The 21,251-nt window shown below is 44.9% G+C and carries 19 protein-coding genes; 16 read left to right on the plus strand and 3 right to left on the minus strand.

All coding sequences use genetic code 11. The features are described from left to right. Positions 1–113 precede the first annotated feature (113 nt). The 4 genes from QE390_RS13230 to QE390_RS13245 all read left to right on the plus strand — a co-directional run bounded on the left by QE390_RS13230 (position 114) and on the right by QE390_RS13245 (position 3,677). On the plus strand, positions 114–422 hold the full coding sequence (locus QE390_RS13230) for a hypothetical protein (RefSeq protein ID WP_157830210.1): 309 nt from the start codon (positions 114–116) through the stop codon (positions 420–422). A 136-nt stretch (positions 423–558) separates the two neighbouring features. Beyond that, positions 559–915: a VOC family protein gene (locus QE390_RS13235; protein WP_106635408.1), complete on the plus strand. Its 357-nt coding sequence runs from the start codon at positions 559–561 to the stop codon at positions 913–915. Between the two features lie 38 nt (positions 916–953). Next, positions 954–2,567: a Na+/H+ antiporter gene (locus QE390_RS13240; protein ID WP_307142488.1), complete on the plus strand. Its 1,614-nt coding sequence runs from the start codon at positions 954–956 to the stop codon at positions 2,565–2,567. A 162-nt stretch (positions 2,568–2,729) separates the two neighbouring features. After that, positions 2,730–3,677, plus strand: coding sequence for an alpha/beta hydrolase (locus QE390_RS13245; protein ID WP_307142489.1), 948 nt, complete (start codon positions 2,730–2,732; stop codon positions 3,675–3,677). Positions 3,678–3,682: 5 nt separating this feature from the next. Here the strand turns inward: QE390_RS13245 and QE390_RS13250 are convergent, their stop codons facing one another. After that, positions 3,683–4,570 carry a PorP/SprF family type IX secretion system membrane protein gene (locus QE390_RS13250; RefSeq protein WP_307142490.1) on the minus strand — a complete coding sequence of 296 codons (888 nt, stop codon included), beginning with the start codon at positions 4,568–4,570 and terminating at the stop codon, positions 3,683–3,685. A 179-nt stretch (positions 4,571–4,749) separates the two neighbouring features. On the opposite strand from QE390_RS13250, the gene QE390_RS13255 reads away from it, so the two are divergent. The 8 genes from QE390_RS13255 to QE390_RS13290 all read left to right on the plus strand — a co-directional run bounded on the left by QE390_RS13255 (position 4,750) and on the right by QE390_RS13290 (position 14,662). After that, on the plus strand, positions 4,750–5,445 hold the full coding sequence (locus tag QE390_RS13255) for a head GIN domain-containing protein (protein ID WP_307142491.1): 696 nt from the start codon (positions 4,750–4,752) through the stop codon (positions 5,443–5,445). A 730-nt stretch (positions 5,446–6,175) separates the two neighbouring features. After that, a complete protein-coding gene (locus QE390_RS13260; RefSeq protein ID WP_307142492.1) occupies positions 6,176–7,210 on the plus strand; it encodes a sensor histidine kinase in 1,035 nt (344 codons plus the stop codon). Continuing rightward, complete coding sequence (locus QE390_RS13265; RefSeq protein WP_307142493.1) at positions 7,207–7,926, plus strand: LytTR family DNA-binding domain-containing protein; 720 nt, start codon at positions 7,207–7,209, stop codon at positions 7,924–7,926. Before QE390_RS13260 ends, QE390_RS13265 begins: the two co-directional genes overlap by 4 nt. Positions 7,927–8,484: 558 nt before the next feature. After that, complete coding sequence (locus QE390_RS13270; protein WP_307142494.1) at positions 8,485–9,474, plus strand: kelch repeat-containing protein; 990 nt, start codon at positions 8,485–8,487, stop codon at positions 9,472–9,474. Between the two features lie 5 nt (positions 9,475–9,479). Beyond that, positions 9,480–9,800: a DUF4907 domain-containing protein gene (locus tag QE390_RS13275; RefSeq protein WP_307142495.1), complete on the plus strand. Its 321-nt coding sequence runs from the start codon at positions 9,480–9,482 to the stop codon at positions 9,798–9,800. Positions 9,801–9,864: 64 nt separating this feature from the next. After that, entirely contained in the window at positions 9,865–11,199 is a 1,335-nt protein-coding gene (locus QE390_RS13280; RefSeq protein ID WP_106635415.1) for a DUF4270 family protein, read from the plus strand. 171 nt (positions 11,200–11,370) lie between these two features. After that, complete coding sequence (locus QE390_RS13285; protein WP_307142496.1) at positions 11,371–13,749, plus strand: TonB-dependent receptor; 2,379 nt, start codon at positions 11,371–11,373, stop codon at positions 13,747–13,749. 7 nt (positions 13,750–13,756) lie between these two features. Continuing rightward, the gene (locus QE390_RS13290) at positions 13,757–14,662 is read left to right on the plus strand and encodes a DUF4249 domain-containing protein (protein WP_307142497.1); all 906 of its coding nucleotides are present in this window, start codon (positions 13,757–13,759) and stop codon (positions 14,660–14,662) included. Positions 14,663–15,282: 620 nt separating this feature from the next. Here QE390_RS13290 and QE390_RS13295 read toward each other — a convergent pair. Next, positions 15,283–15,867 (minus strand): hypothetical protein, encoded by a 585-nt coding sequence (locus QE390_RS13295; protein WP_307142498.1) that lies wholly within the window; start codon positions 15,865–15,867, stop codon positions 15,283–15,285. A gap of 343 nt (positions 15,868–16,210) precedes the next feature. Further along, on the minus strand, positions 16,211–17,443 hold the full coding sequence (locus QE390_RS13300) for a bifunctional 3,4-dihydroxy-2-butanone-4-phosphate synthase/GTP cyclohydrolase II (protein ID WP_106635419.1): 1,233 nt from the start codon (positions 17,441–17,443) through the stop codon (positions 16,211–16,213). A 329-nt stretch (positions 17,444–17,772) separates the two neighbouring features. Between QE390_RS13300 and QE390_RS13305 the strand changes: the two genes are divergently transcribed. The 4 genes from QE390_RS13305 to QE390_RS13320 all read left to right on the plus strand — a co-directional run bounded on the left by QE390_RS13305 (position 17,773) and on the right by QE390_RS13320 (position 21,219). Then, positions 17,773–18,657, plus strand: coding sequence for a hypothetical protein (locus QE390_RS13305; protein WP_307142499.1), 885 nt, complete (start codon positions 17,773–17,775; stop codon positions 18,655–18,657). After that, complete coding sequence (locus QE390_RS13310) at positions 18,647–19,777, plus strand: T9SS type B sorting domain-containing protein (protein ID WP_307142500.1); 1,131 nt, start codon at positions 18,647–18,649, stop codon at positions 19,775–19,777. Before QE390_RS13305 ends, QE390_RS13310 begins: the two co-directional genes overlap by 11 nt. Next, complete coding sequence (locus tag QE390_RS13315) at positions 19,765–20,097, plus strand: YbaB/EbfC family nucleoid-associated protein (RefSeq protein WP_106635421.1); 333 nt, start codon at positions 19,765–19,767, stop codon at positions 20,095–20,097. The genes QE390_RS13310 and QE390_RS13315 overlap by 13 nt, the downstream gene beginning before the upstream one ends. Positions 20,098–20,196: 99 nt before the next feature. Next, entirely contained in the window at positions 20,197–21,219 is a 1,023-nt protein-coding gene (locus QE390_RS13320) for a glycosyltransferase family 2 protein (protein WP_307142501.1), read from the plus strand. Positions 21,220–21,251: the final 32 nt, after the last annotated feature.

The following is a 21,251-nucleotide window of genomic DNA, read 5'->3' on the forward strand; positions in this document are numbered from 1 at the left end:
ATTTTTATCCTATAAGATAAACCAAAAGGTCCTCCAGATCGTATTTATACTACTGTGTAGTACAGTTTTTTTAGGCGATTCCTATCATCTGTCCGTCCACTATAAGTTTAACTATGACTGGGATCTTTATTATCGGAGGCGTTGCATTACTAAGTGGCTATGTTATTTACATGGTGTGGTTAGTTTCAAAAATGCAAGGCAAGTGCGAATGCAAAAGCTGCAAAACATCTATTCACATTGAGCGAATCAATCGCCCTGAACATGTTAAAAAACTGGCGGGCTTTATTCCTTTGAAGTATTACCGTTGTCGGCATTGTAGCGGAACTTTTTTCTTACGAGAAAGTACTCCTGATAACGAACCGGTAAAGATGGAAATCTCGAGAAAGAGAAGAAGAAGTTCAAGAGAAGCAGAATTGGCTTAAGGTATTCTGAAAGTTATAAAAAGCGGCTTGCCCCTAAGGGCGAGCCGCTTTTGCGTTAATGGGCCTGTATTAAGCATATCTTGTTTCATTTACTATCGAAAATCTTATTACTTTAGGTCATCAAACCAATCAATCTATGCTTCAGGGACTCCGTACCACCGTTTATCTCGTTGATGATCTTTCTAAAGCTAAAAACTGGTATTCCGAAGTGTTAGCAACACCTCCCTATTTCGATGAGCCTTTCTACGTGGGTTTCAACGTCGGAGGTTTTGAGTTAGGATTGCACCCGACCGATACGCCGTATCCTGAAAAAGCTTCAGTAATCACCTATTGGGCAGTTGAAAACATTCATGAGTCCTATCAGCGGTTAGTATCGCTGGGGGCCACCGAACACGAAGCTCCGCACGAAGTAGGCGGAGATATTTGGGTGGCTACCGTCTGGGATCCGTTCGGCAATTGCCTGGGCATCATCGTTAACCCTCATTTCAGCTAAAATTTCCGCCTAATTCCGGGATCATTAATCGAACATTCATGGGTATCGAGGTTGTTGAGCTTATCGTATTATTACTCTTTGGCGTCACCTTTCTAGCCGTTTTTAGCTTTCGTAGTCATTTTCCTTTTCCCATCGCTTTAGTTCTGGTGGGCCTTATCGTAAGCCAGATTCCCGGCTTACCAACGCTGGTTCTGAATCCCGACATTATCTTTTTCATTTTCCTGCCACCTTTGCTATACGAAGCGGCCTGGAAATCCAGTTGGCATGAATTCAAGGCCAATATCCGCCCAATAACCATGGCGGCAGTGGGCTTGGTTGTTTTCACCACCCTTTGCGTAGGCTGGGTGGTGCATTCCATGATCCCGAATATCAGTTGGGCGGAGGCCTTTTTGTTAGGAGCTATTGTGTCGCCTCCCGATGCCGTTGCTGCTTCGTCGGTTACGAAAGGTTTAGGCTTGAACCCACGGATCATCAGCATTCTGGAAGGAGAAAGCTTACTGAATGACGCCAGCGGACTGATTGTTTATCGTTACGCTCTGGCCGCTATTTTAACCGGAGCTTTTAATTTCTGGGATGCCGGATTACAGTTTTTTATCGTTGTAATTGTTGGCGTAGCTTGTGGCTTGCTGGTGGGTTATGTCCTGTACCTGATCCATAAATATTTTGTTTGCGAGTCCCTGGTCGAAGTAACGCTTACCTTATTAACCCCCTTCGCTTCGTACCTGCTGGCTGAGCATTTCCACGCTTCTGGCGTTCTGGCGGTAGTAACTACCGGTTTGTACTTATCGTATCGTTCTTCGGAAATGTTCTCGACCGAATCCCGGATTCAGGCCAATTCCGTCTGGGAAGTGGTGGGCTTTATCCTGAACGGACTCGTGTTTATTCTCTTGGGTTTACAGCTTCGGGTCGTCATGACGGATCTGGACATGGTAACGACTCACGGCACGCTCATTCTTATGAAATATGGGCTGTTAGTGAGCTTAACGGTGATCGTCGTTCGGTTTATCTGGGTATTGCCTGCGTCTATTCGACCGAAATTTCTTTTTCATAAAAAAGACGAACGGGAGTTACTGGACCGCCGGAACCTGATTATTATCGGCTGGTCAGGCATGCGAGGGGTAGTGTCCATGGCCATTGCTTTGTCCATTCCCTTAACCATTCCTTCAGGAGAGCTTTTCCCGAACCGAAACCTAATTATTTTCCTGACATTCTGCGTGATTATGGTTACGCTGGTGGCCCAGGGATTAACGCTTCCATGGGTTATTCGTAAGCTGAAAATTCCGAAATACTCCCTGTTAGCGGAAGAATACGAGGTACGTTCGCAGATCATCAGCGAAGTAATGGTACACATCGAAAATAACTTGCAGGACATTGATCATGTAGTGTTAAATCGAATTCGAAATAGTTACCAGAATCGTTTTGAACGACTTCAGCATACCGAACTTCCCAGGACCGAATGGGCTAGTTCTGACAACCGGGCCCTGCGGGTTTTCAATCAGTTCACGCAAGTACAATTGGACGTTATTGAAGTGGAACGCAAAGTAATCAGCCAGCTTCATCGTAAAGGAACAGTAAGCGAAGAGATTTTAAGAAAAATAGAAGCCGAGCTGGATATCGAGGAGACTCGTTTACAGATGGAAATGGTCAAATAGAGAGGGATAGGATTTACTGGTAAATAGTTGCAGTTAAGTTCTTGTAATAACTCAATAAGAAAAGGTTCGTTTATAAAATGCTGACTATTAGACTGTAAACTAATAACTGAAGCGGCTAAAAACGATTAACTACTTATTATTTCAGAGGGCAGCGTATTAATCATGAAAAAAACGTTACGTTTTCTTGGCTGGTTTTTGCTGGTTCTTTTCCTGTTTTTCAACGTTCTGATGGCTTTTCAGGCGTATCGATTTACGTATTTCTACGAGCCGCAGGAGGCTGTTTTTCGCCGCCCTGAGCAGATGTCTGCCGGAGAGAAAATTTCTGCTGCCTTATTTGGTTTTCGGGCTCCTAAGCGTCCCGTGAAAGAAAAGCCTGATTTTCCTTATCAAACCGTTCGCTTAAAGAATACGGCTCAGCAAACACTGGTGGGCTGGGTTAGCCCGGCTCGGGGAAAATCGAAAGGCACGGTTATTCTTTGGCATGGGCATGGTTCCAATAAATCGCGGGTGCTGGCGGAAGCCCGGTACTTTCATGAATCAGGTTACCAGACGGTTCTCTTTGATTTTCGGGCTCATGGGCAGTCCGAGGGAAATGTCTGTACGATTGGATACAAGGAAACCGATGATCTTCGAACGGTGTATAACTGGGTAAAAGCCAGAGGCGAATCGAATATTATCCTTTGGGGGATGTCGATGGGAGCGGCTACCATTTTAAAAGCCGTACCGGAGTATGCATTAAAACCTAAAAAGGTAATCATTGAATGCCCTTTCGGAACGCTGGAAGAGGCCATTAAAGGCCGACTGCGGTCGCTGCATATTCCGGTGCAACCCATCACGAGTCTGTTACTTTTCTACGGAAGTTTGGAGCGGGATATGGATGGGGCGGCCTATCAGCCTTCCACTTACGCAAAACAGTTTGACATGCCGGTATTGTTGCAATGGGGCCGCAATGACCCACGGGTTTCGCAGGCTGAAACGGACCGTATTTTCAAGAACCTGGGCTCTACAAACAAAAAACTGGTGATCTACGAAGAATCGGGTCACCAGTCGTTCTGCCGTCATGAAACGGATAAATGGAAAAAAGAAGTTACTGAATTCCTGAATCAGTGAGTGCATTAGAAATACCGCATCTGTCCGACTTTGCCAGTTCCGTTGTCAAACTCATACCGTAGGAAAAACTGCCAGATCGTACTTTCTGTGGTATTAAAGCCGAAGCTTCCGGTTTGGGTAGAATTGAAATCGTAACTGGCTCCTACGCGGAAGCGATCCCCCAACTGAACTTCGGCGGTTCCGAGAATGCCACTTCGTCCACCCAGCGTTTTGAGCGTACTTTGATACCAAAGTCCAATCCCAACCTGCTTTATCCACACCGTTGCATTAACGTCAGCATTGGCCTTAAAACGGGATTCAAGTGTCTGTCCGCGAACGAGCGTAGCTAGCTTGAGCTTTACTTCTTCCGACACATCAAAAAGATAGCCACCCGTCAGAAAAACAGGTCGAAGATTATCGTAGTAATTATTAGAACCGACCAGATTTTGGGCCGAAAGTCCGGCGTAATAACGTGGCGTTTTATACTGAACTCCTAATCCGGCACTGACGGGATACACATTATTACCAATAAAATTGTTGGGTGGAACCACCTGCGTTATCCCCACCTGAGCTCCGATTGATAGCATTTCATTTTCCGAAATCCGGTGACGATAGGCTCCGGTTCCGTAAAAACCTACAGACGCAACGGAATAAGGGTCCCGGAAAGCCTGGAAGCCAACCGCAAACTTTTCTCCCGCCGGAGCATCAAAGGCAAAATATTGAGAACTATAAGTATTTCGATAAAACACTGAGCGACGGCGATTGATGAACGTTAGACTCGTTACGTCGCGACTTCCGGCGTAAGCGGGGTTAATAGCCAGCGGGTTGAAAGGGTAGGAGCTATACGCTGCTTCTAACTGAGCCGAAGCAATTTCAGAAAGGAAAACAAGATAGATTAGTACAAGTAAACGCATACCAGTGGTTGATTGGAAAACGAAATATAAGCAGAGCCGAATGAAAAAGGGAGTATAAAACGACTTTTCAAAAAACCACTTACCCAAGAAAACTAGTTATTCATCCCAATAACGTAGACTAATGATGCGTTTCGAGAGAAGTTTATGTATTCAATCTATCTATAGTTTCTGATAAAGCCATGAAAAAGTATCTAGTCTGGGGCGTTACCTTCCTCGCCCTGAATTCCTGTAGCCGGGATAATGTTGGACCTTATGATGAAACCTTTGCCGACTTTTCGCTAAACAACTTCGATCGCCTCGCCATGAGTAATGGCTTAAAGGTTTCTGTCGTTCAGGGGAATGCGTATCGCATCGTTGCCCACGGTCACCGGGCCGATGTAGATGATCTGGATGTTCGAAAAGTAAATGATGAGTTACGCATTAGTTACCGACATAATCGCAATCGGCAGTATGATATGGAGCTGGAGATTACCATGCCTTATCTGGAATCGGTAGATTTTTCGGGAGCAGTAGAGGCCGATATTACAGGTTTTGAGCAGGAACCTCAGGTAGATGTAAGACTCTCAGGAGCTTCTGAGCTATGGTTTAGTGGAACAGTTGACTTTCTCTCCGCTGATCTTTCGGGAGCCAGCGAGCTGGAATTAGAGGGGTATGCGAACCAAATGGATGTTATTCTGTCGGGAGCTTCGGAGCTGGATGCCTTTGAATTTCCAGTCTATGATGCTGCCGTGGATTTGTCAGGGGCGAGTAAGGCCGAAGTAACCGCTTCTCAAAATCTGAAAGTAAGAGCCGCCGGAGCCAGTGCATTATGGTACCGGGGTAATCCCAGAATGGATGTGCAAAGCTCAGGCGGAAGTACAGTACGCCGGGATTAATTCCTAGTATAAAAGCCGATCAGCTCTAAGAAAAGCCGTTTTGGCCTTAGAAAGGGTCTGAATATGACAATTTGGATAAAGCAGGGAGATTATCGAACCGTCTCCCTGCACCACTGGTGCGAGATTCCCTATTCTTGCTAGCAAAAAGGCGGATAGGATGCGACCCTATCTTTAGTTACAGAGCAGTTTTCAAAACAAAAACGTGCTTGCTAACATCGGCTAGAAGCCTGGCAGCCTATGTCGTCACTCGGCCAGAGCCGAGCGACTGCGATTAGGTAAAGATGCAACTTCATCGCGTCTGGCTGGGCGATGAAAATAATATGGAGGTAACAAAGCCGCATGAATATCTTATACACGGCTGTCATTCAGAGCGAAGAATCTTACTATGGTCTCATAGAATCCTTACTAACTTTTAGCATCCTCCCATTCTACAGAAGATCTCGAACGAAGTGAGAGATGACAGTTTAAGGAGCGTTGTTTATACCCCACCGCTCTTTCATCCAAAGCGAAGGCAAGTAATTGCCTTCCCATTCTCAATTGAAGAAGGTTTTAAAAGCCATGACTTGTATAGCGTTCGTCGATTGGGGATTTTGAAAAGTCTCTTAGAGCTGATCGGTTTTTTAGGTATTCCCGTCGAAAAAAGGAAGATTCTCATCGCGGGATGCAGGGGGTATGGCATCTTTTGTGGAACTTACATACTTTTCAAATCGAATAAGTAGTTTACCCTTAGATGGTTACCCCTTTTTCAATACGTATTTCAAGAGCCTGGCGAAGCCTGCTTCAGGTGTTATTCTGGAGCCTGTTCGTGGTTTGGCCTTTGGTATTTACACCGCAGCCCAGACCTCATCGGCCACCGTCGGGCAAACCACCCGAACCCAGTTACATGGTGGCCCTGAACCTGATGGCGGTTCTATTCTTCTATCTGAATACCAAGATACTGATTCCTAAAGTACTGGAGAAAAGAGGCATTGGCGTGTACCTGGTAACGGTAGCCAGTTCGGTGCTGGTGATGTTTCTGATTTCGGTGGGGTTACGCTCGCAGTCCCTGGAGTCTGATCTGACCAACGTCCGGTTTATGCTAGGAACCATTTTTCCGGTATTATTCATTTTTTCGTTAAGTACGACGTATCAGATTCTGAACGATTTTCACCGAAAACAACAATCCGAGAAAGAACGTGAAAACGAGCGGCTCAAGTCTGAACTGAGTTTTCTCCGTTCTCAGATTAGTCCTCATTTTCTCTTTAACATTCTGAATAGTATTGTATCGCTGGCCCGGTTCAAACCCGAGTCTGTGGAGCCCGCCACTATTCAGCTAGCCGAGTTAATGCGATACATGTTATACGAATCGGATGAAGCGAAAGTGCCAATTGATCAGGAAATTAGCTATCTGAAAAGTTACATTGATCTGCAAACCCTCCGTCTGGGAAAAAAAGTACAGGTAGGCTTTAACACGGGGCCCATTAACGGGAATCATTCGATTGAACCTATGTTACTGATTCCTTTTGTCGAGAATGCGTTCAAGCACGGAATCGGCATGATTCATCAGCCTACGATTAGTGTTCAACTGAGCATTGAAGAGGATATTTTGTATTTTCTGGTAAAAAATAAAGTAAGCATGCAACCTGATGACCCGAAAGATCATCATTCTGGTATTGGGTTGAAAAACGTAGAACGACGACTGAATTTGCTCTATCCCCAACACGAACTCAACATCGTGGAGTCGGAGGGCTGGTATGAAGTTCAATTAACCCTAAAGTTTTCATGAATAAAATCCGCTGCGTAGCCGTAGATGACGAGCCACTGGCTTTGGCCTTACTCGCCGATAATATTAAAAAAGTACCGTATCTGGAGCTGGTTGCCACCTGCGAAGATGCCCTGGAAACGCTGGAAGTAATCAATCGTGAAACGGTTGACTTATTGTTCATGGACATTCAGATGCCGGGCCTCACGGGCACGCAATTTCTGAAATCTCTGACGCAACGGCCTCAGGTTATATTTGTGACCGCTTATGAGCAATACGCTCTCGAAGGTTTTAACCTGAATGTGCTCGATTACCTGTTGAAGCCCGTACCAATGGCTCGTTTTTTACAGGCGACAGAAAAAGCCAGAGAATTTTTTAGCCGCACGAAGGCTGCGGTGACAACGGCTCCGGCGGAAGATCATTTTTTTGTCCATGCCGATTACTCACTGGTAAAAATCCAGGTTCCAACGATTTTATACATTGAAGGACTAAAAGACTACGTGAAGATTCATACCACGGTTCATAGTCGCCCGGTTATTACCCGGATGACCCTAAAAAACCTGGAAGAAATATTACCTGCTCCGGCATTTTTACGCGTGCATCGGTCGTACATCATTGCGACCGATCGGGTGGATGCCATTCGGAAACTGAAGATTACCGTCGCAGGGAACAGCATTCCGGTCAGTGAACAGTACCTGCCTCAGATACTGGAAGTGTTACAGGTAAACAAACACGAGTAGCTTTTTTCGGAAAAACCGTACAATAAAAGCCGCCAGCAACGTTAATAAAGCTAGTAATTAGCCTGAAGTAGAATTTATTTCCGAGTCCTGAAAAGAATGAAGTTTTCGGGAAAGGATACTTAAAGGTAAGAGAGTTATTGTTTTTTAATGGGTAATGTTCTTTTAATCAGTAGTTTATCAAAGCTGCATCCTAGAAAACGGGAAAAGGTCAAAGGAAAGAAGGGCGATAAATCGGAGTTGAAAATGACGAGCGGAAGCAGCTTTTCGACTGAGGGTTTTATTTCCTAAAAACATAAGATTACTTTTGCGTTTTTATTAGGCGAAAGCTGACAAGTAAAAAGGATTTGTATAACCGAGTATGATTCCAGTGAATCACTCCATTACATACATTCCCGGATTAGAAAGCGAAGGTACCGATCAAGCGGAGCTTACGAGTGGACTAATCTATTAATCAACTTTTTCATCATACCGAATTAAATGAAACGGTCTGACTTTTCAATGATGTCTATTTTTTCAAATCCCACCTCTGTGCGTAGTATTTCTCGTGGATTCCGGTCTATGAACCGTTCCCTTTTAATGATTGCTGGTTTAGCAGCCATCGGTTTTTCTTGTGGCAAAAACAACGACACCACTGAGTTTGGTGACTGGACTCGCAAATCAGACTTTGAAGGAGTAGCCCGTGGAGGTGCTGCCAGCTTTGTTATTGGAACGAAGGCATATGTTGCCACAGGTTTAAACAGCAACAGTGAGCGTTTATCTGACATGTGGGAGTACGATTCTCAGTTGAATACCTGGACTCAGAAAGCGAACTTCCCCGGTGTTGCCCGTGCATTAGGATCTGGCTTCGCTGCCAATAACAAAGGTTACGTTGGCTTGGGTCAAAATGCGAACAACCAATACTTAAAAGACTTTTATTCATACGATCCCACAGCAAATAAGTGGACGAAAATTGCCGATTATATGGGTAGTGCTCGTTCTGGTTCTGTATCGTTTGTAATCAATAATAAAGGATATGTTGGAACAGGTTATGATGGTAACTATGTGAACGATATCTATTCTTATGATCCCGCTGCTGACGCCTGGACTAAAGAAACGAGCTACGCTGGTGTGAAACGTCGCGGAGCAGTGTCAATGGTTATTAACAATGTTGCTTACGTTGGCACGGGTGAGAACAACGGTTCTAGCCAAAGAGATTGGTGGGTATATGATCCAGCCACGAAAGTTTGGACGCAAAAACTGGACTTTACTTCTGATCAATCCACGATTGCCCGCAGAAATGCTAGTACTTTTGTAATTGGAAACATCGGTTATCTGTTAATGGGTGAAGGTGGAGATTCTTTCGTATGGTCTTATGATCCCGCTACTGATATCTGGACAAAAGTTCAGGATATTTCTACAGGTTCCTGGAAAGTGAAGCCATCTATCAGATCTTTAGCCGTAAGCTTCTCCATTAATAACATTGGATACATCACTACGGGTGGTTCAAGTACCCGTTATGATGATATTTATGCTTTCGATCCTTCCAAAAAGCGGGTTGTTGCTGAATAATAGCCATGTTTAGAAAGCGTTGGGTTTGGTTTTTATTCATTATTGGCCTGATCGCGGTAAGTTTCTATTTCTGGAAATCCCGTTCCTCTTCTTATGAAGTCTCTGTTTTTAAGACGGACATCGGCTGGGGATATCAGATCAGTAACCAGGGGAAACCTTACATCCGTCAGCCCATGATTCCGGGCATTGATGGTGAAAAAGGGTTCAAAGATGCAGAACAGGCAGAAGCTGCCGGTAAACTGGTTCTGCATAAAATAGAAAACCAAGAATTCCCTCCTTCACTAACAGTTGAAGAACTTAAGGAACTGGGTGTAGAAATACCCTAAGCAAGTAAGAAGCGGGAGTGGGTAGATTGCCTGCTCCCGGTTTTGTTTACTCAAAAAATAATCAATGAAGAATAGGAAATCCTGGCTATTGCTATGCTTTGTAGCAAGTTTGCTCTATGTATTAGGGAGTTGCCAGAAAGGAGACCTTAATTTAGGTTCTGAAGTTATTCCTGACGCGAATCTTTCGGTGGTGATGGTTGATACGTTTACCGTAAAACTATCCACAGTAGCCGTAACGGATACGGCTATAACTTCTGCGGATTCCATGATATATGCAGGTCGTTGGAGGGATGCCAATACGGGTGTGCAGGAATTTACCGCTTTCGCTTCTCCTACATTTCCCAGTAATACTCTGAATACCAGAGCATCTTCAATTGTACTTGACTCTACCGTTCTGATTTTACCCCTGTCTTATTCGTATGGGGATAGTGTTCAGACCTTTAAGCTAAGTGCTCACGTCATGACGACGCCCTTAGCTTCCGGTACGCTTTATTACAATACGAATACGTCTGCTCGTTATGCAACGCAACCGCTGGCAGAAAAAAGCTTTTATCCCGGCAAAGGAGGAACCCCCACTGTTCGCATCCGTAAGGATTCATTGGGAGCCATTCTTTTTGACCGATTAAAGACTCGCACCATTCGTGATGATGAAACGCTTCAGCAGGTCTTACCTGGCTTAGCGTTCAAAGGATCTTCGGCTGGAAATGTTATCGTAGGCTTTGGTGTCAATACGGGTAGAAGTCTCATCCGACTCTATTTCCATGATAATAGCTCTACGACCGTAACGTCAGAGAAAATAGACATTGATTTTTCTTACAAGCATTATACACGTTACGGCTTTGATTATAAAGGTACGCCCTTGGCAAATCTGAAAAATCGTTCGGATGCTGTGAATAGTTCACTGACTGGAAATGTCGCTTACATTACGCAGGGCGGACCATTACGGACGCGGGTTGAGTTCCCCTACTTCGACAATGTATTGATGAGTAGAGATGCGATCTTAGGAGTGAATCGGGCGGAGTTAATATTCGATCCCGTTCGAACGAACTTTAGAGATAATGCACTGCCTCCCAATACTTTGTACTTGTACAAGACGAATGCGGTAAATGATATCCTTACCAGTCAGCCCATCGAAACGATCACTAATTCGTTAACCCCCGTTTCGGCCACCTATACGACGGAAAGTTCGATATATGAAACAAAAGATCATTACACATTCAATGTAACGAACTACTTTAATCAGTTGATGTCGGGCAAAACGCAGTTAGCTCCCATCATTCTGACACCCGGCGTAGGAGCTCAACAGTATCTGAATTTCTCGCGAACATCTCTGGGGAATCGAAATTATTCCTCCGATCGGGTAAGGCTCGTGCTTTACTACACCAATCGCAATCGATAAAAAAATCCCCGGTAGCTCCGGGGATTTTTTTTATCCAGCAATCGCTGGTATTCTCCAGTTATCACAAAAAAGTACAACCTTCAGTACATACGCCCCATCTTTGGTCGTATTTTACAATCTATCCGCTAGGGTGGTTTTTAAGCCATAACCCCCTGGTTTTATCAACAACTTATGAAACAACTTCTTCCTCTCTGGTTATTGGGCTGTTTTTTCGTACAAACAGCTTTGGGCCAATCTATTGAAAAAGCAACAATTTCCGGTTATGTCAAAGATGCCGCCAACGGCGAAGGACTCATCGGCGTTTCGGTTTTCGTGAAAGAAAAAGCCACGGGAGCCGCTACGAATAGCTACGGCTTCTACTCCATTACTCTGCCCAAAGGAAACTATACGCTGGTATACAGTTTTGTGGGGTATCAGCGTCAGGAAAAGCAAGTGGATTTGACTCAAAAGGACGTTACGCTAAACCTGGAAATGAAGGATGAAGGCATCCAACTACAGGATGTCGTCGTACGAAGTCAGGCAGCAGACGAAAACGTAAAATCGGTGGAGATGTCGGTTAATAAAGTTGACATCAAGACGATTAAACAAATGCCTGCTTTGCTGGGCGAGGTCGATTTAGTGCGAAGTATTCAGTTGCTGCCGGGCGTTTCGACGGTAGGCGAGGGAGCTTCCGGCTTTAACGTTCGCGGCGGCGATGTAGGGCAAAATCTGATTTTGCTGGATGAAGCTCCGGTCTACAACTCTTCACACCTGTTTGGTTTTTTCTCCGTTTTCAACCCGGATGCCGTTAAAGATGTAAAACTTGTCAAAGGCGGCATTCCCGCCAATTACGGGGGCCGTATTTCTTCGATTCTGGATGTTCGGATGAAAGAAGGAAACTCTAAAAAACAGCAGATTGAAGGGGGACTTGGATTAATTTTCAGTCGGTTAACTTATGAGCGTCCCATTTTTAATGGCAAGGGTTCCTTCATTGTGGCAGGTCGCCGTTCGTACGCGGATATTCTGGCTAAACCCTTTTTAAAGGGAGATTTGAAAGGGGCCGTCTTTAATTTCTACGATCTGACGGCTAAAGGTAATTACCAGCTTAATGACAATAATACCTTCTACGTTTCGGGTTACTTTGGCCGGGATAACTTTGGGGGCGGTGATTTTGGTTTTAACTGGGGAAATGGCACCGTCTCGACGCGTTGGAATCACATCTTTAGTAACCGCCTGTTCCTGAATGTAACCGGTTATTACTCCAACTATAAGTATTCCTTGGGAGCTGATACCAGTCCACGGGATAGCTTCAAGTGGAATTCGCAAATCAAAAGTGCGAGTGGCAAAGCAGACTTCACGTACTTCCTGACGCCCAGTAATCAGTTAACCTTCGGGGGACAGTACATTTATTATGATTCAGCTCCGGGTAAGGCTATCGCCCGTTCGGTAGGAGAAACCGTTGATATTAGTCTGGAAGGACGCCGAGGAGATGAGTCGGCTCTATACGTGGCTAATGAGCAACGCATAGGAAAGCTATTAACCCTGCAATATGGACTTCGGTATTCCATGTTCAGAAGTCTGGCTCCGGGCGATTTGATTACCTACCTTCCCACCACGCCCGGTGATCACCTGGAACCGCAATTGCCCGGCACTCGCGTGGAAAGTGGTGTCCTGAAGACCTATGGTAACTGGGAGCCTCGATTCTCAGCCAAAGTTCAGGTCAACTCGAATGCATCGATTAAAATGAGTTACAACCGTATGGCTCAATACCTGCATTTACTGAGCAACACGGCTGCTTCGTCACCGCTGGATGTCTGGACCCTTTCTTCGTCAAATATCAAACCCGAACTGGCCGACCAAGTGGCTTTAGGCTGGTTCCAGAACTTTAAAAACAACGCCTACGAGTTTAGCATTGAAGGTTATTACAAAGACCTGCAAAATCAGATTGATTATGTACGACGTTCGGATTTGTTGTTGAATCGATTTGTTGAAGGAGATTTATTATACGGCAAAGGTCGGGCTTATGGAGCCGAGTTCTACCTCAAGAAAAACGAAGGAAAACTGACGGGCTGGGTGAGTTATACGCTGGCTCGCACGGAGCGTCTGGTGGATGGCATCAATAATAATAAGTGGTTTGCGGCTCGTTTTGATAAAACGCATAACCTGACAGCCGTAGGAATTTATCAAGTGAACGACCGGCTTTCATTCTCGGCAAACTTCGCTGCTTCCTCGGGAACGCCTGCCACCTATCCCACCAGCCGAAGTGAATGGAGTGGGGGAGAACCGGGTCAGGAAATCATCATTGGCGATAACTATTACGATAGCCGTAATGGAAGCCGTATTCCCTGGTACCATCGACTGGATTTATCGGTAACGCGTAAGGCGAAGAAGAAGCTCTTTGGTAAAGGCGATGCCGAGTGGGTGTATTCGATTTACAACGTTTATAATCGTCGGAATCCTTTCTCGGTTTTTGTTCGTCAGAATGAGAACGATCCGCTTCGCACCGAAGCCGTTCGTTATGCCGTACTAGGCTCGCTGATTCCTTCTATTACCTACAACTTTAAGTTCTGATTCAACCATGAAACGATATAGTTTTTTTCTTCTGCTTTTACTGAGCATTTCTTTGATGTCTTGTGAGGACGTTATTAACTTAAAAACTGAAACGGCCCCGACCCGATTAGTAATCGATGGCTGGGTAACCGACCAGTCTGCACCTCAGTATATTAAGTTAACACTTTCTCAGAATTACTTTGATAACTCACGGGCTTTACCCGCCACTGGAGCCACCGTAACCGTTACGGATGATCAGGGGAAAGTGTATACTTTTCTGGATGAGACCCGGAATGGAACGTATACCTGGAAGCCCGTCGCCAAAGAAGCGATTGGTCGCGTAGGGGGTAGTTACAAACTGACGGTAATGTATAATAACGAAACCTACGAAGCTCAAACGCAGGTAAAACGCGTGCCCCCCATTGACTCGATCACGTATTATTATGATAAGCCCACTTTCGTGGCTGAGGATAGTCCGAAAGAAGGCTATGTAGCCGAGTTTTACAGTACTGATTTTAAAGGGTCCGATGATTGTTACTGGATTAAAGCCTATAAAAACGGAACACGGTACGATAGAAAAGCAACCGACCTGAACATTTCTTACGATGGTGGCTTCAGCAAAGGCGGAAGCACCGATGGTCTGGTTTTTATTCTCCCGATTCGTCGGTCCATCAACCTGAATAAGCTGTTCAGCGAAAATGACTCCCTTCGGGTAGAGTTATTTAGCATTACCCCAGCCACGCACGAATTTATTAACGCAGTTCGGTCAGAGGCGGGAAATCAGGGCTTGTTTGCTACGGCTCCTGCCAACGTTCCCACTAATATCTCCAACAAAAGAGCCGATGGTCCAAGAGCGATGGGCTGGTTTGGAGCTTCGGCGGTCAGCCGCCGATCAACGGTTTTTAAACGGGAAAACGCCATTCCAAAACCCTGATTTTTGCTGAAGTAGATTGTAGTTACTGAACTAAAAAGGGGAAACACTTTGGGATAATAATAAAAGACTAACGGCAGGTGAAAACCTGCCGTTTTTGTTGGAACAAGAGGCAGTCTCACACCAGAGGTGAAAAGGGACATGCTTTATTGCTACCAGCGTGGCCCGGCCCGTTTTTTGTGGATAGCTACTGATTCGCCTCCTATCGGCTAGAGCCGAACGACTTTGGCAGTTTTCATGACCAAGTAAGTTCCTTAAGTCAATAAGGTCCTTCGCTTCGCTCTGGATGACAGGTCAGGGGATAGAACGACAGGTAGAATCTGCCACTAGGGTAGGAACGAGAGAGAATCTAGCTCCAATAGTCAAGTTCGTATAAACATCTCACCTGTCCTCTCGAACGAAGTGAGAGACCTTCTGTAGAATGGGACGGTGTGAGGGTTAATAGAGTTTCTATAATGACAAGTACGTTCGCAAACCTATTATAAGGTTCTTCGCTTCGCTCTGAATGACAGGCTCCAGGAGAATGGCAGGCAGGAACGTGGCGTTTTTGAGGAATGAGATGCAATCTCGCACCAGTGATTTATTAGTTGTTAATCCAATAACTAATACCCATCAACGAACAACTACAAAGAGTTACAATAGCGAAATAACTCTACCACGGGTTTTTCGTCGAAGTTGTACCATTTCACGCGGTTAACGAAAAAAGCTACGTCTTCCCGGCGGTCATTCAGTGTTCTATAAATCTGTTTGAGGCGGCCTTTATACTTTACAATTTCTCCATTCGGTTGCTGGAAGTAATAAACATTCCGCTTTTGTTTTTCTTCCTGAAAAGGTACACGAATGACTTGTTCCCGACCAAGTAAGCGAATTCGCCCGTCTACTAACAACTCAAAAAAGGTAGGAACGAAGTGATCGTTATGCTTGAAAGACTCGACGACGAAATTTCGCATTCGATTGGCCTGATAATCGAAAAAGTAGAAGGACGCTACTTTATGAGCCGAAAGTACAGTAGTAACGCCATCAAGATTAAACTCCAGAAGACCCAGATCGGCGTTGAAATGCAATTCTCCACTCAGCCATTCCCCATTTTGTAATTGCACCTTTCCAGAGTTCCAGTGGGTTTCAGGGTCTGAAAGTGCAAAGCTTAAGGTAGCAATAGAAAGGCAACAACTGACCAAAGCAAATTTTAAGATAGTAAACGTTTTCATGGCAAATATTTCTCAGAAACTGAATTGAAGAAATTTATTAGAGGTACTTTTTGTATTATACCCAATAATCTTTGATTTATTTTGTACTCGTCAAAGTAAAAATTGGATTAATTAAACAAATGTGTCAAAATTTATCGATTACTTCCAAAGAAAATATCGATTTTTTAGTCCTTATTTTCAGAGGGTTAGGGGTTATTGATAGGGGAATTAATTCATAAAAAAACGTCTTCCCAAAACTTGAGAAGACGTTTTCATTTAATGATATATGTAATAAGTAAGTTCTTAGCATCATTGAACCATACATGGTACGGTTGTAAAACGTTGACTATCGATCAAGTACTTATTAAATCAAAGGCTTAAGTCCATTCAGTAAATGACCCATTTTATCACGCTTCGTTGTCAGATAACGCTCATTGTGCGGATTAGAAGGAATTTCGATAGGCACGGTTTCTACAATTTCGATTCCGTATCCCGCCAAAGCCGAACGCTTTTTGGGATTATTGGACATCAGACGGAGTTTGCTAACGCCTAGATCGCGAAGAATCTGAGCTCCTACGCCGTAATCACGCTGATCCATCTGGAAGCCTAACTCAAGGTTAGCTTCAACGGTATCGCGGCCCATTTCTTGAAGCTTGTAGGCTTTCAGCTTGTTCAATAAACCAATACCACGCCCTTCCTGAAACATATAGAGCACTACACCTTTGCCCTCTTTTTCTACCATCTGCATGGCCCGGTGTAACTGTTCCCCGCAATCACAACGGCAGGAGCCGAAGATATCGCCTGTTACGCAGGAGCTGTGTACGCGGGTCAATATGGCTTCACCTTCCTCCCAGGTGCCTTTCACCAAAGCCAGATGCGTGTCGTTTGTAGCTACCTGCGTGTAGGCAATCAGACTAAAATTACCCCATTCAGTAGGCATATCCACACCAATTTCCCGTTTGATGAGGGATTCAGTGCGTAAACGGTAAGCAATCAAATCTTTGATACTTACCAGTTTCATGTCGAATTTATCGGCGAAGGCTCGAAGCTGAGGTAAGCGAGCCATCGTGCCGTCTTCGTTCAGAATTTCGATGAGCGTACCGGAAGGTTTCAAACCAGCAAGAACGGCAAAATCAATTGCAGCTTCGGTATGGCCGGGACGACGCAAAACGCCTTCTGCCCGAGCTTTCAGGGGAAAAATATGGCCGGGGCGACCTAAATCTTCGGGTTTCGTTTCGGAATCTACCAGAGCCCGAATCGTTTTAGCCCGGTCAGAGGCTGAAATTCCGGTGGTACAGCCATTCCCTAATAAATCAACGGAAACGGTAAAGGCTGTTTCGTGATTGGATGTGTTATTCCCAACCATCATATCCAGGTCCAGTTCCCGGCAACGTTCTTCCGTCAGGGGAACGCAAATGAGGCCCCGGGCTTCCTTAGTCATAAAATTGACCATCTCGGGTGTGATCAACTCCGAGGCACAAATCAAATCGCCTTCATTTTCACGATCTTCGTCGTCAACAACAACAATGATCTTTCCGGCTTTAATGTCTTCTATAGCATCCTCGATGCGATCTAATTGAATGGGACTCTCTTCCATGGCTGCTTACCTATAATCGGAGTTTTAATGTCGGGTTTTGCCAAAATCAGCTTTAAAATATACGCCTGAGGCGATCTGATGCGTTGTGACTACACTGAACACGCAAAATTGGCGTTAGGTTTCGTCGGTAAAAAATGGTGTTTGGATATTCAAAACTACGGCCCTATTTTGGAATGATGGCAGGATTAACGGAAATTTGATTCGCCATACAGCTTTGACACAACCTTCAGATGCGAATACGGATACTTTTTTTGATTTTAGGAATAGCGTGTAAAAGCTGGGCTCAGTGCCCGACAGTAAAGGGTACTCAAGAAACGGGAAAGCTAGAAGTGAGGATTGGAAGTCAAAATGCTACTCCTATATCGATCACAGGGACCTCTAAAAATGTTCTGAAAATATGCAAAGGAGATAAGGTTTATACGAGTGATCTAACAACGGGCGGCGGAAATACAGGTTTTTGGTACGAATATCAAGACCCTACCATTGACTTTAATAATAACCTTAAATCTGAAACGGTTACCACGAGTCACCAATATGATAAAGCAGGGACTTACGGCCTGATAATGGTTGGTGCTGCGGGTTCAGGTTACTACGCTTGCCAAACTATTCAGGTAGTCGATAACCCCAAACCTCTTTTTACCGCCAAATCCTGTTCTAATCGTCAGGTAACTATAGAAATTCCACAGGATGCCTCGAAGAATCCTTACGATACGTTCATTATCAATTGGGGAGACGGAACTTCCGAAACGCTTACCAAGGACAAATTACCTTATACCAAAACCTATACGTACACCGCAAGTACCCCCAATACCGTAAACATAATTGTGTCGGGGGGATACACCGGAAGTGCCTGTACGAATACCAGCGACCCTTTAAGTGTTAATATCAACACACCCGCTACGTTTACCCCGGCTATTACGCAATTAGAGCTTGCTAATGATAAGAAAGCCGTAACCATTCAGTTTGTAGGAAGTACAGCTTTTAACCAAAACATTTACCAGAAAGAAGTAAATGGAATGTATCAGGCAACGGGTTTGGGCTCAGGCAATGGGGGAGCTACTTCGTTAACGGTTAATCAGTTAGATCCAGCGAAGCAATACTGCTTTCAGGTAAGGACGGAAGTGCCAGCGGGTTGCGGGAATAGCGGCATTTCGCCCGAAGTTTGCACGATTCCCCTAACGGTATCAGCCAGTTCTCAAAAAAATGGATATTAACTGGAAGGGGTATCCTAATGCTCCAGATTTTGAGTCATATACCGTTTATAAAGATAACAAAGAGGTAGCCGTTATTACAGATATTACCAAGCTGAGTTTTACTGATCCAGATGTAGTTTGTGGGAAGTCTTATTGCTATCGGGTAGTAGCTAGCGTAAAGGGGGTAGAGTCTATTTCAGATGCTATATGTAAAGAAATAGATTCCAATGATAAGCCCGAATCCATTTCGGACTTATACACAACAGTAGCCAAACAGGGAGTACTGGTAGACTGGAGCATTCCTGGCGGTGGAGAAGCCTTAAGCGAACGTATTCGGAAGGCCAATGGTGGCGGAAATTTTCAGGACATTCCTGCCAGTCAGGTTAAAAAACCGTTTGCGGATAGTGCCGTGGATGTCAATCGCTTATCCTATTGTTATCAGGTGGCTTACCAGAGTGCCTGCCGTACCAACTCCGATTTTTCATCATCTGTCTGCACTATTTTTGCCAGTCAACAAGACAATTACATTCAGTGGACTTCCGCTAATCCCTTTACAAGTGCCCTGGTCTCATACCGGGTTCAGGTGGTCGATGCTCAGGGAACTGTCATCGGTTCTCAGAACGTAGGGCTGCAAACGAAGGTCAGTTTAACGAGTTTAACCATTCCGATTCAGTCGGGGTATGCATACCGGATTGAAGCCCTTTCGGAGAGTGGGCGTGTAAGCGTTTCCAATACCATTCCCCTGTTCGAATCCGTTCGGATTTACGTTCCGCAGGCTTTTTCTCCCAATGGGGATGCCCAGCATGACATTTTTCTGCCGAAAATGCTGAACGTAACCCAAATGAAAATGGTCATTTTTGATCGATGGGGAAATCCCATTTTTTCTTCGGAGGATATGAATCGGGGTTGGGATGGTTTAGTGAATGGTTCCCCGGCTCCGGTAGGTAGTTATTCGTATCGGGTCGATATTCGTAACGATGCCGGTAACTCCTTCACCAAAAGAGGCGTTTTTTCAGCTCATTCGGTAAGGGAGGAATGTCCTATTGTCAGGTCTGCATTCGGCGGCAGGACTTTTTTGATGCTGAATTACCTACTTTTGCAATTAGTTAACAAAAACGACAACAGCACATGTTTGATATGATGGGCATGATGGGCAAGATGAAAGAAATGCAAGCCCGCATGAAAGACGCTCAGGAATCTCTGCCTTCCATTACGGAAACAGCCGAAGCCGGTGCCGGATTAGTAAAGGCAACCGTGAACGGTCGTAAGCAACTGATTCATTTGGAAATTGACCCTGATCTGGTGAAACCCGAAGACACGGAAATGCTTCGTGACCTGATCGTGGCTGCCACCAATAAAGCTCTGGAAGCCGTTGAGGCCAAAGTAGCAGATCATCTGAAACAGGCTACCGACGGATTATTACCCAATATCCCCGGCATGGACAGTCTGTTTGGTAAGTAATCATTCTTTATATATTTCAGAAAGAGAAAAGGCTGCTATCGGTCTTTTCTCTTTGAGTTTATTTCCCCCTTGCTCGGCTATCAGGCCCCGCAACATGATATGGATCTTTTAGCCATTGTTATTCTTAATTACAACGGTAAGGCTTACCTCGAAAAATTCCTTTCTTCGGTTGTCAGGCATTCCGGCGAGCACGCGGTGTATGTGGCTGATAATGGCTCGACGGACGAATCCGTTCACTGGCTGAAAGAACATTTTCCGCAGGTTCGGTTGCTCGTCAATGCTTCCAATTTAGGTTTTGCCGGAGGGTATAACGAAGCTCTGAAACAGATTTCGGCGAAGTATTACTGCCTTCTGAATTCAGACGTGGAAGTAACGGCGGGCTGGATTGATCCGGTGCTGAGTTTACTGGAGAATAATGAAAAAATTGCGGCGGTTCAACCCAAAATTCTGGACTATAACTACCGTAAACACTTTGAGCATGCCGGCGGTGTGGGGGGGTATCTGGACGTATTGGGTTATCCTTTTACCAGAGGACGGATGTTTAATTTTCGGGAAGAAGACCTGGGGCAATACGATACCGATAAACAATGTTTCTGGGCTTCTGGAGCCTGTTTTTTTGTTCGGGCGGATATTTTCAAAGGCTTGCATGGATTTGACAGCGACTTTTTCGCCCACATGGAGGAGATTGACCTGTGCTGGCGAATTCAGTTACTAGGCTATCAGGTCTGGGCGACGCCGAAATCAACCGTCTACCACGTCGGGGGCGGCACGCTGGATTACCAGAATCCGCGAAAGACTTTTCTGAATTTCCGCAACAGCCTGGCGATGTTATATAAAAACTTACCTGCTCATCACTTGTATCGGCTGGTTCTCATTCGACTGGTGCTGGATGGTACTGCCGGAATCCGATACTTTTTCGCGGGCTTCCCACGTTCTTGTTGGGCCATTGTTCAGGCTCATTTTTCCTTTTATGCCGAATTGCCCAAATGGCACCGCAAACGAAAAGAGATTAAAACATTACGCAATCTGGGCAATCCAGTGGAGCGGTATGAGAAGAGCATTGTATCGGCATACTTTTTTCACAGATACCAGAAGTTCTCGGAATTAAAGGGCATAAAGTAAGTTATTGATTATACGATAGTTTACTGGGCTCA

Source organism: Siphonobacter sp. SORGH_AS_1065 (assembly GCF_030818595.1).
Classification (GTDB): Bacteria; Bacteroidota; Bacteroidia; order Cytophagales; family Spirosomataceae; genus Siphonobacter.

Coding starts and splice junctions, on each gene's coding strand:
- QE390_RS13230 (WP_157830210.1), top strand. CDS start 114: ATGACTGGGATCTTTATTATCGGAGGCGTTGCATTACTAAGTGGCTAT.
- QE390_RS13235 (WP_106635408.1), top strand. CDS start 559: ATGCTTCAGGGACTCCGTACCACCGTTTATCTCGTTGATGATCTTTCT.
- QE390_RS13240 (WP_307142488.1), top strand. CDS start 954: ATGGGTATCGAGGTTGTTGAGCTTATCGTATTATTACTCTTTGGCGTC.
- QE390_RS13245 (WP_307142489.1), top strand. CDS start 2,730: ATGAAAAAAACGTTACGTTTTCTTGGCTGGTTTTTGCTGGTTCTTTTC.
- QE390_RS13250 (WP_307142490.1), bottom strand. CDS start 4,570: ATGCGTTTACTTGTACTAATCTATCTTGTTTTCCTTTCTGAAATTGCT.
- QE390_RS13255 (WP_307142491.1), top strand. CDS start 4,750: ATGAAAAAGTATCTAGTCTGGGGCGTTACCTTCCTCGCCCTGAATTCC.
- QE390_RS13260 (WP_307142492.1), top strand. CDS start 6,176: ATGGTTACCCCTTTTTCAATACGTATTTCAAGAGCCTGGCGAAGCCTG.
- QE390_RS13265 (WP_307142493.1), top strand. CDS start 7,207: ATGAATAAAATCCGCTGCGTAGCCGTAGATGACGAGCCACTGGCTTTG.
- QE390_RS13270 (WP_307142494.1), top strand. CDS start 8,485: ATGAACCGTTCCCTTTTAATGATTGCTGGTTTAGCAGCCATCGGTTTT.
- QE390_RS13275 (WP_307142495.1), top strand. CDS start 9,480: ATGTTTAGAAAGCGTTGGGTTTGGTTTTTATTCATTATTGGCCTGATC.
- QE390_RS13280 (WP_106635415.1), top strand. CDS start 9,865: ATGAAGAATAGGAAATCCTGGCTATTGCTATGCTTTGTAGCAAGTTTG.
- QE390_RS13285 (WP_307142496.1), top strand. CDS start 11,371: ATGAAACAACTTCTTCCTCTCTGGTTATTGGGCTGTTTTTTCGTACAA.
- QE390_RS13290 (WP_307142497.1), top strand. CDS start 13,757: ATGAAACGATATAGTTTTTTTCTTCTGCTTTTACTGAGCATTTCTTTG.
- QE390_RS13295 (WP_307142498.1), bottom strand. CDS start 15,867: ATGAAAACGTTTACTATCTTAAAATTTGCTTTGGTCAGTTGTTGCCTT.
- QE390_RS13300 (WP_106635419.1), bottom strand. CDS start 17,443: ATGGAAGAGAGTCCCATTCAATTAGATCGCATCGAGGATGCTATAGAA.
- QE390_RS13310 (WP_307142500.1), top strand. CDS start 18,647: ATGGATATTAACTGGAAGGGGTATCCTAATGCTCCAGATTTTGAGTCA.
- QE390_RS13315 (WP_106635421.1), top strand. CDS start 19,765: ATGTTTGATATGATGGGCATGATGGGCAAGATGAAAGAAATGCAAGCC.
- QE390_RS13320 (WP_307142501.1), top strand. CDS start 20,197: ATGGATCTTTTAGCCATTGTTATTCTTAATTACAACGGTAAGGCTTAC.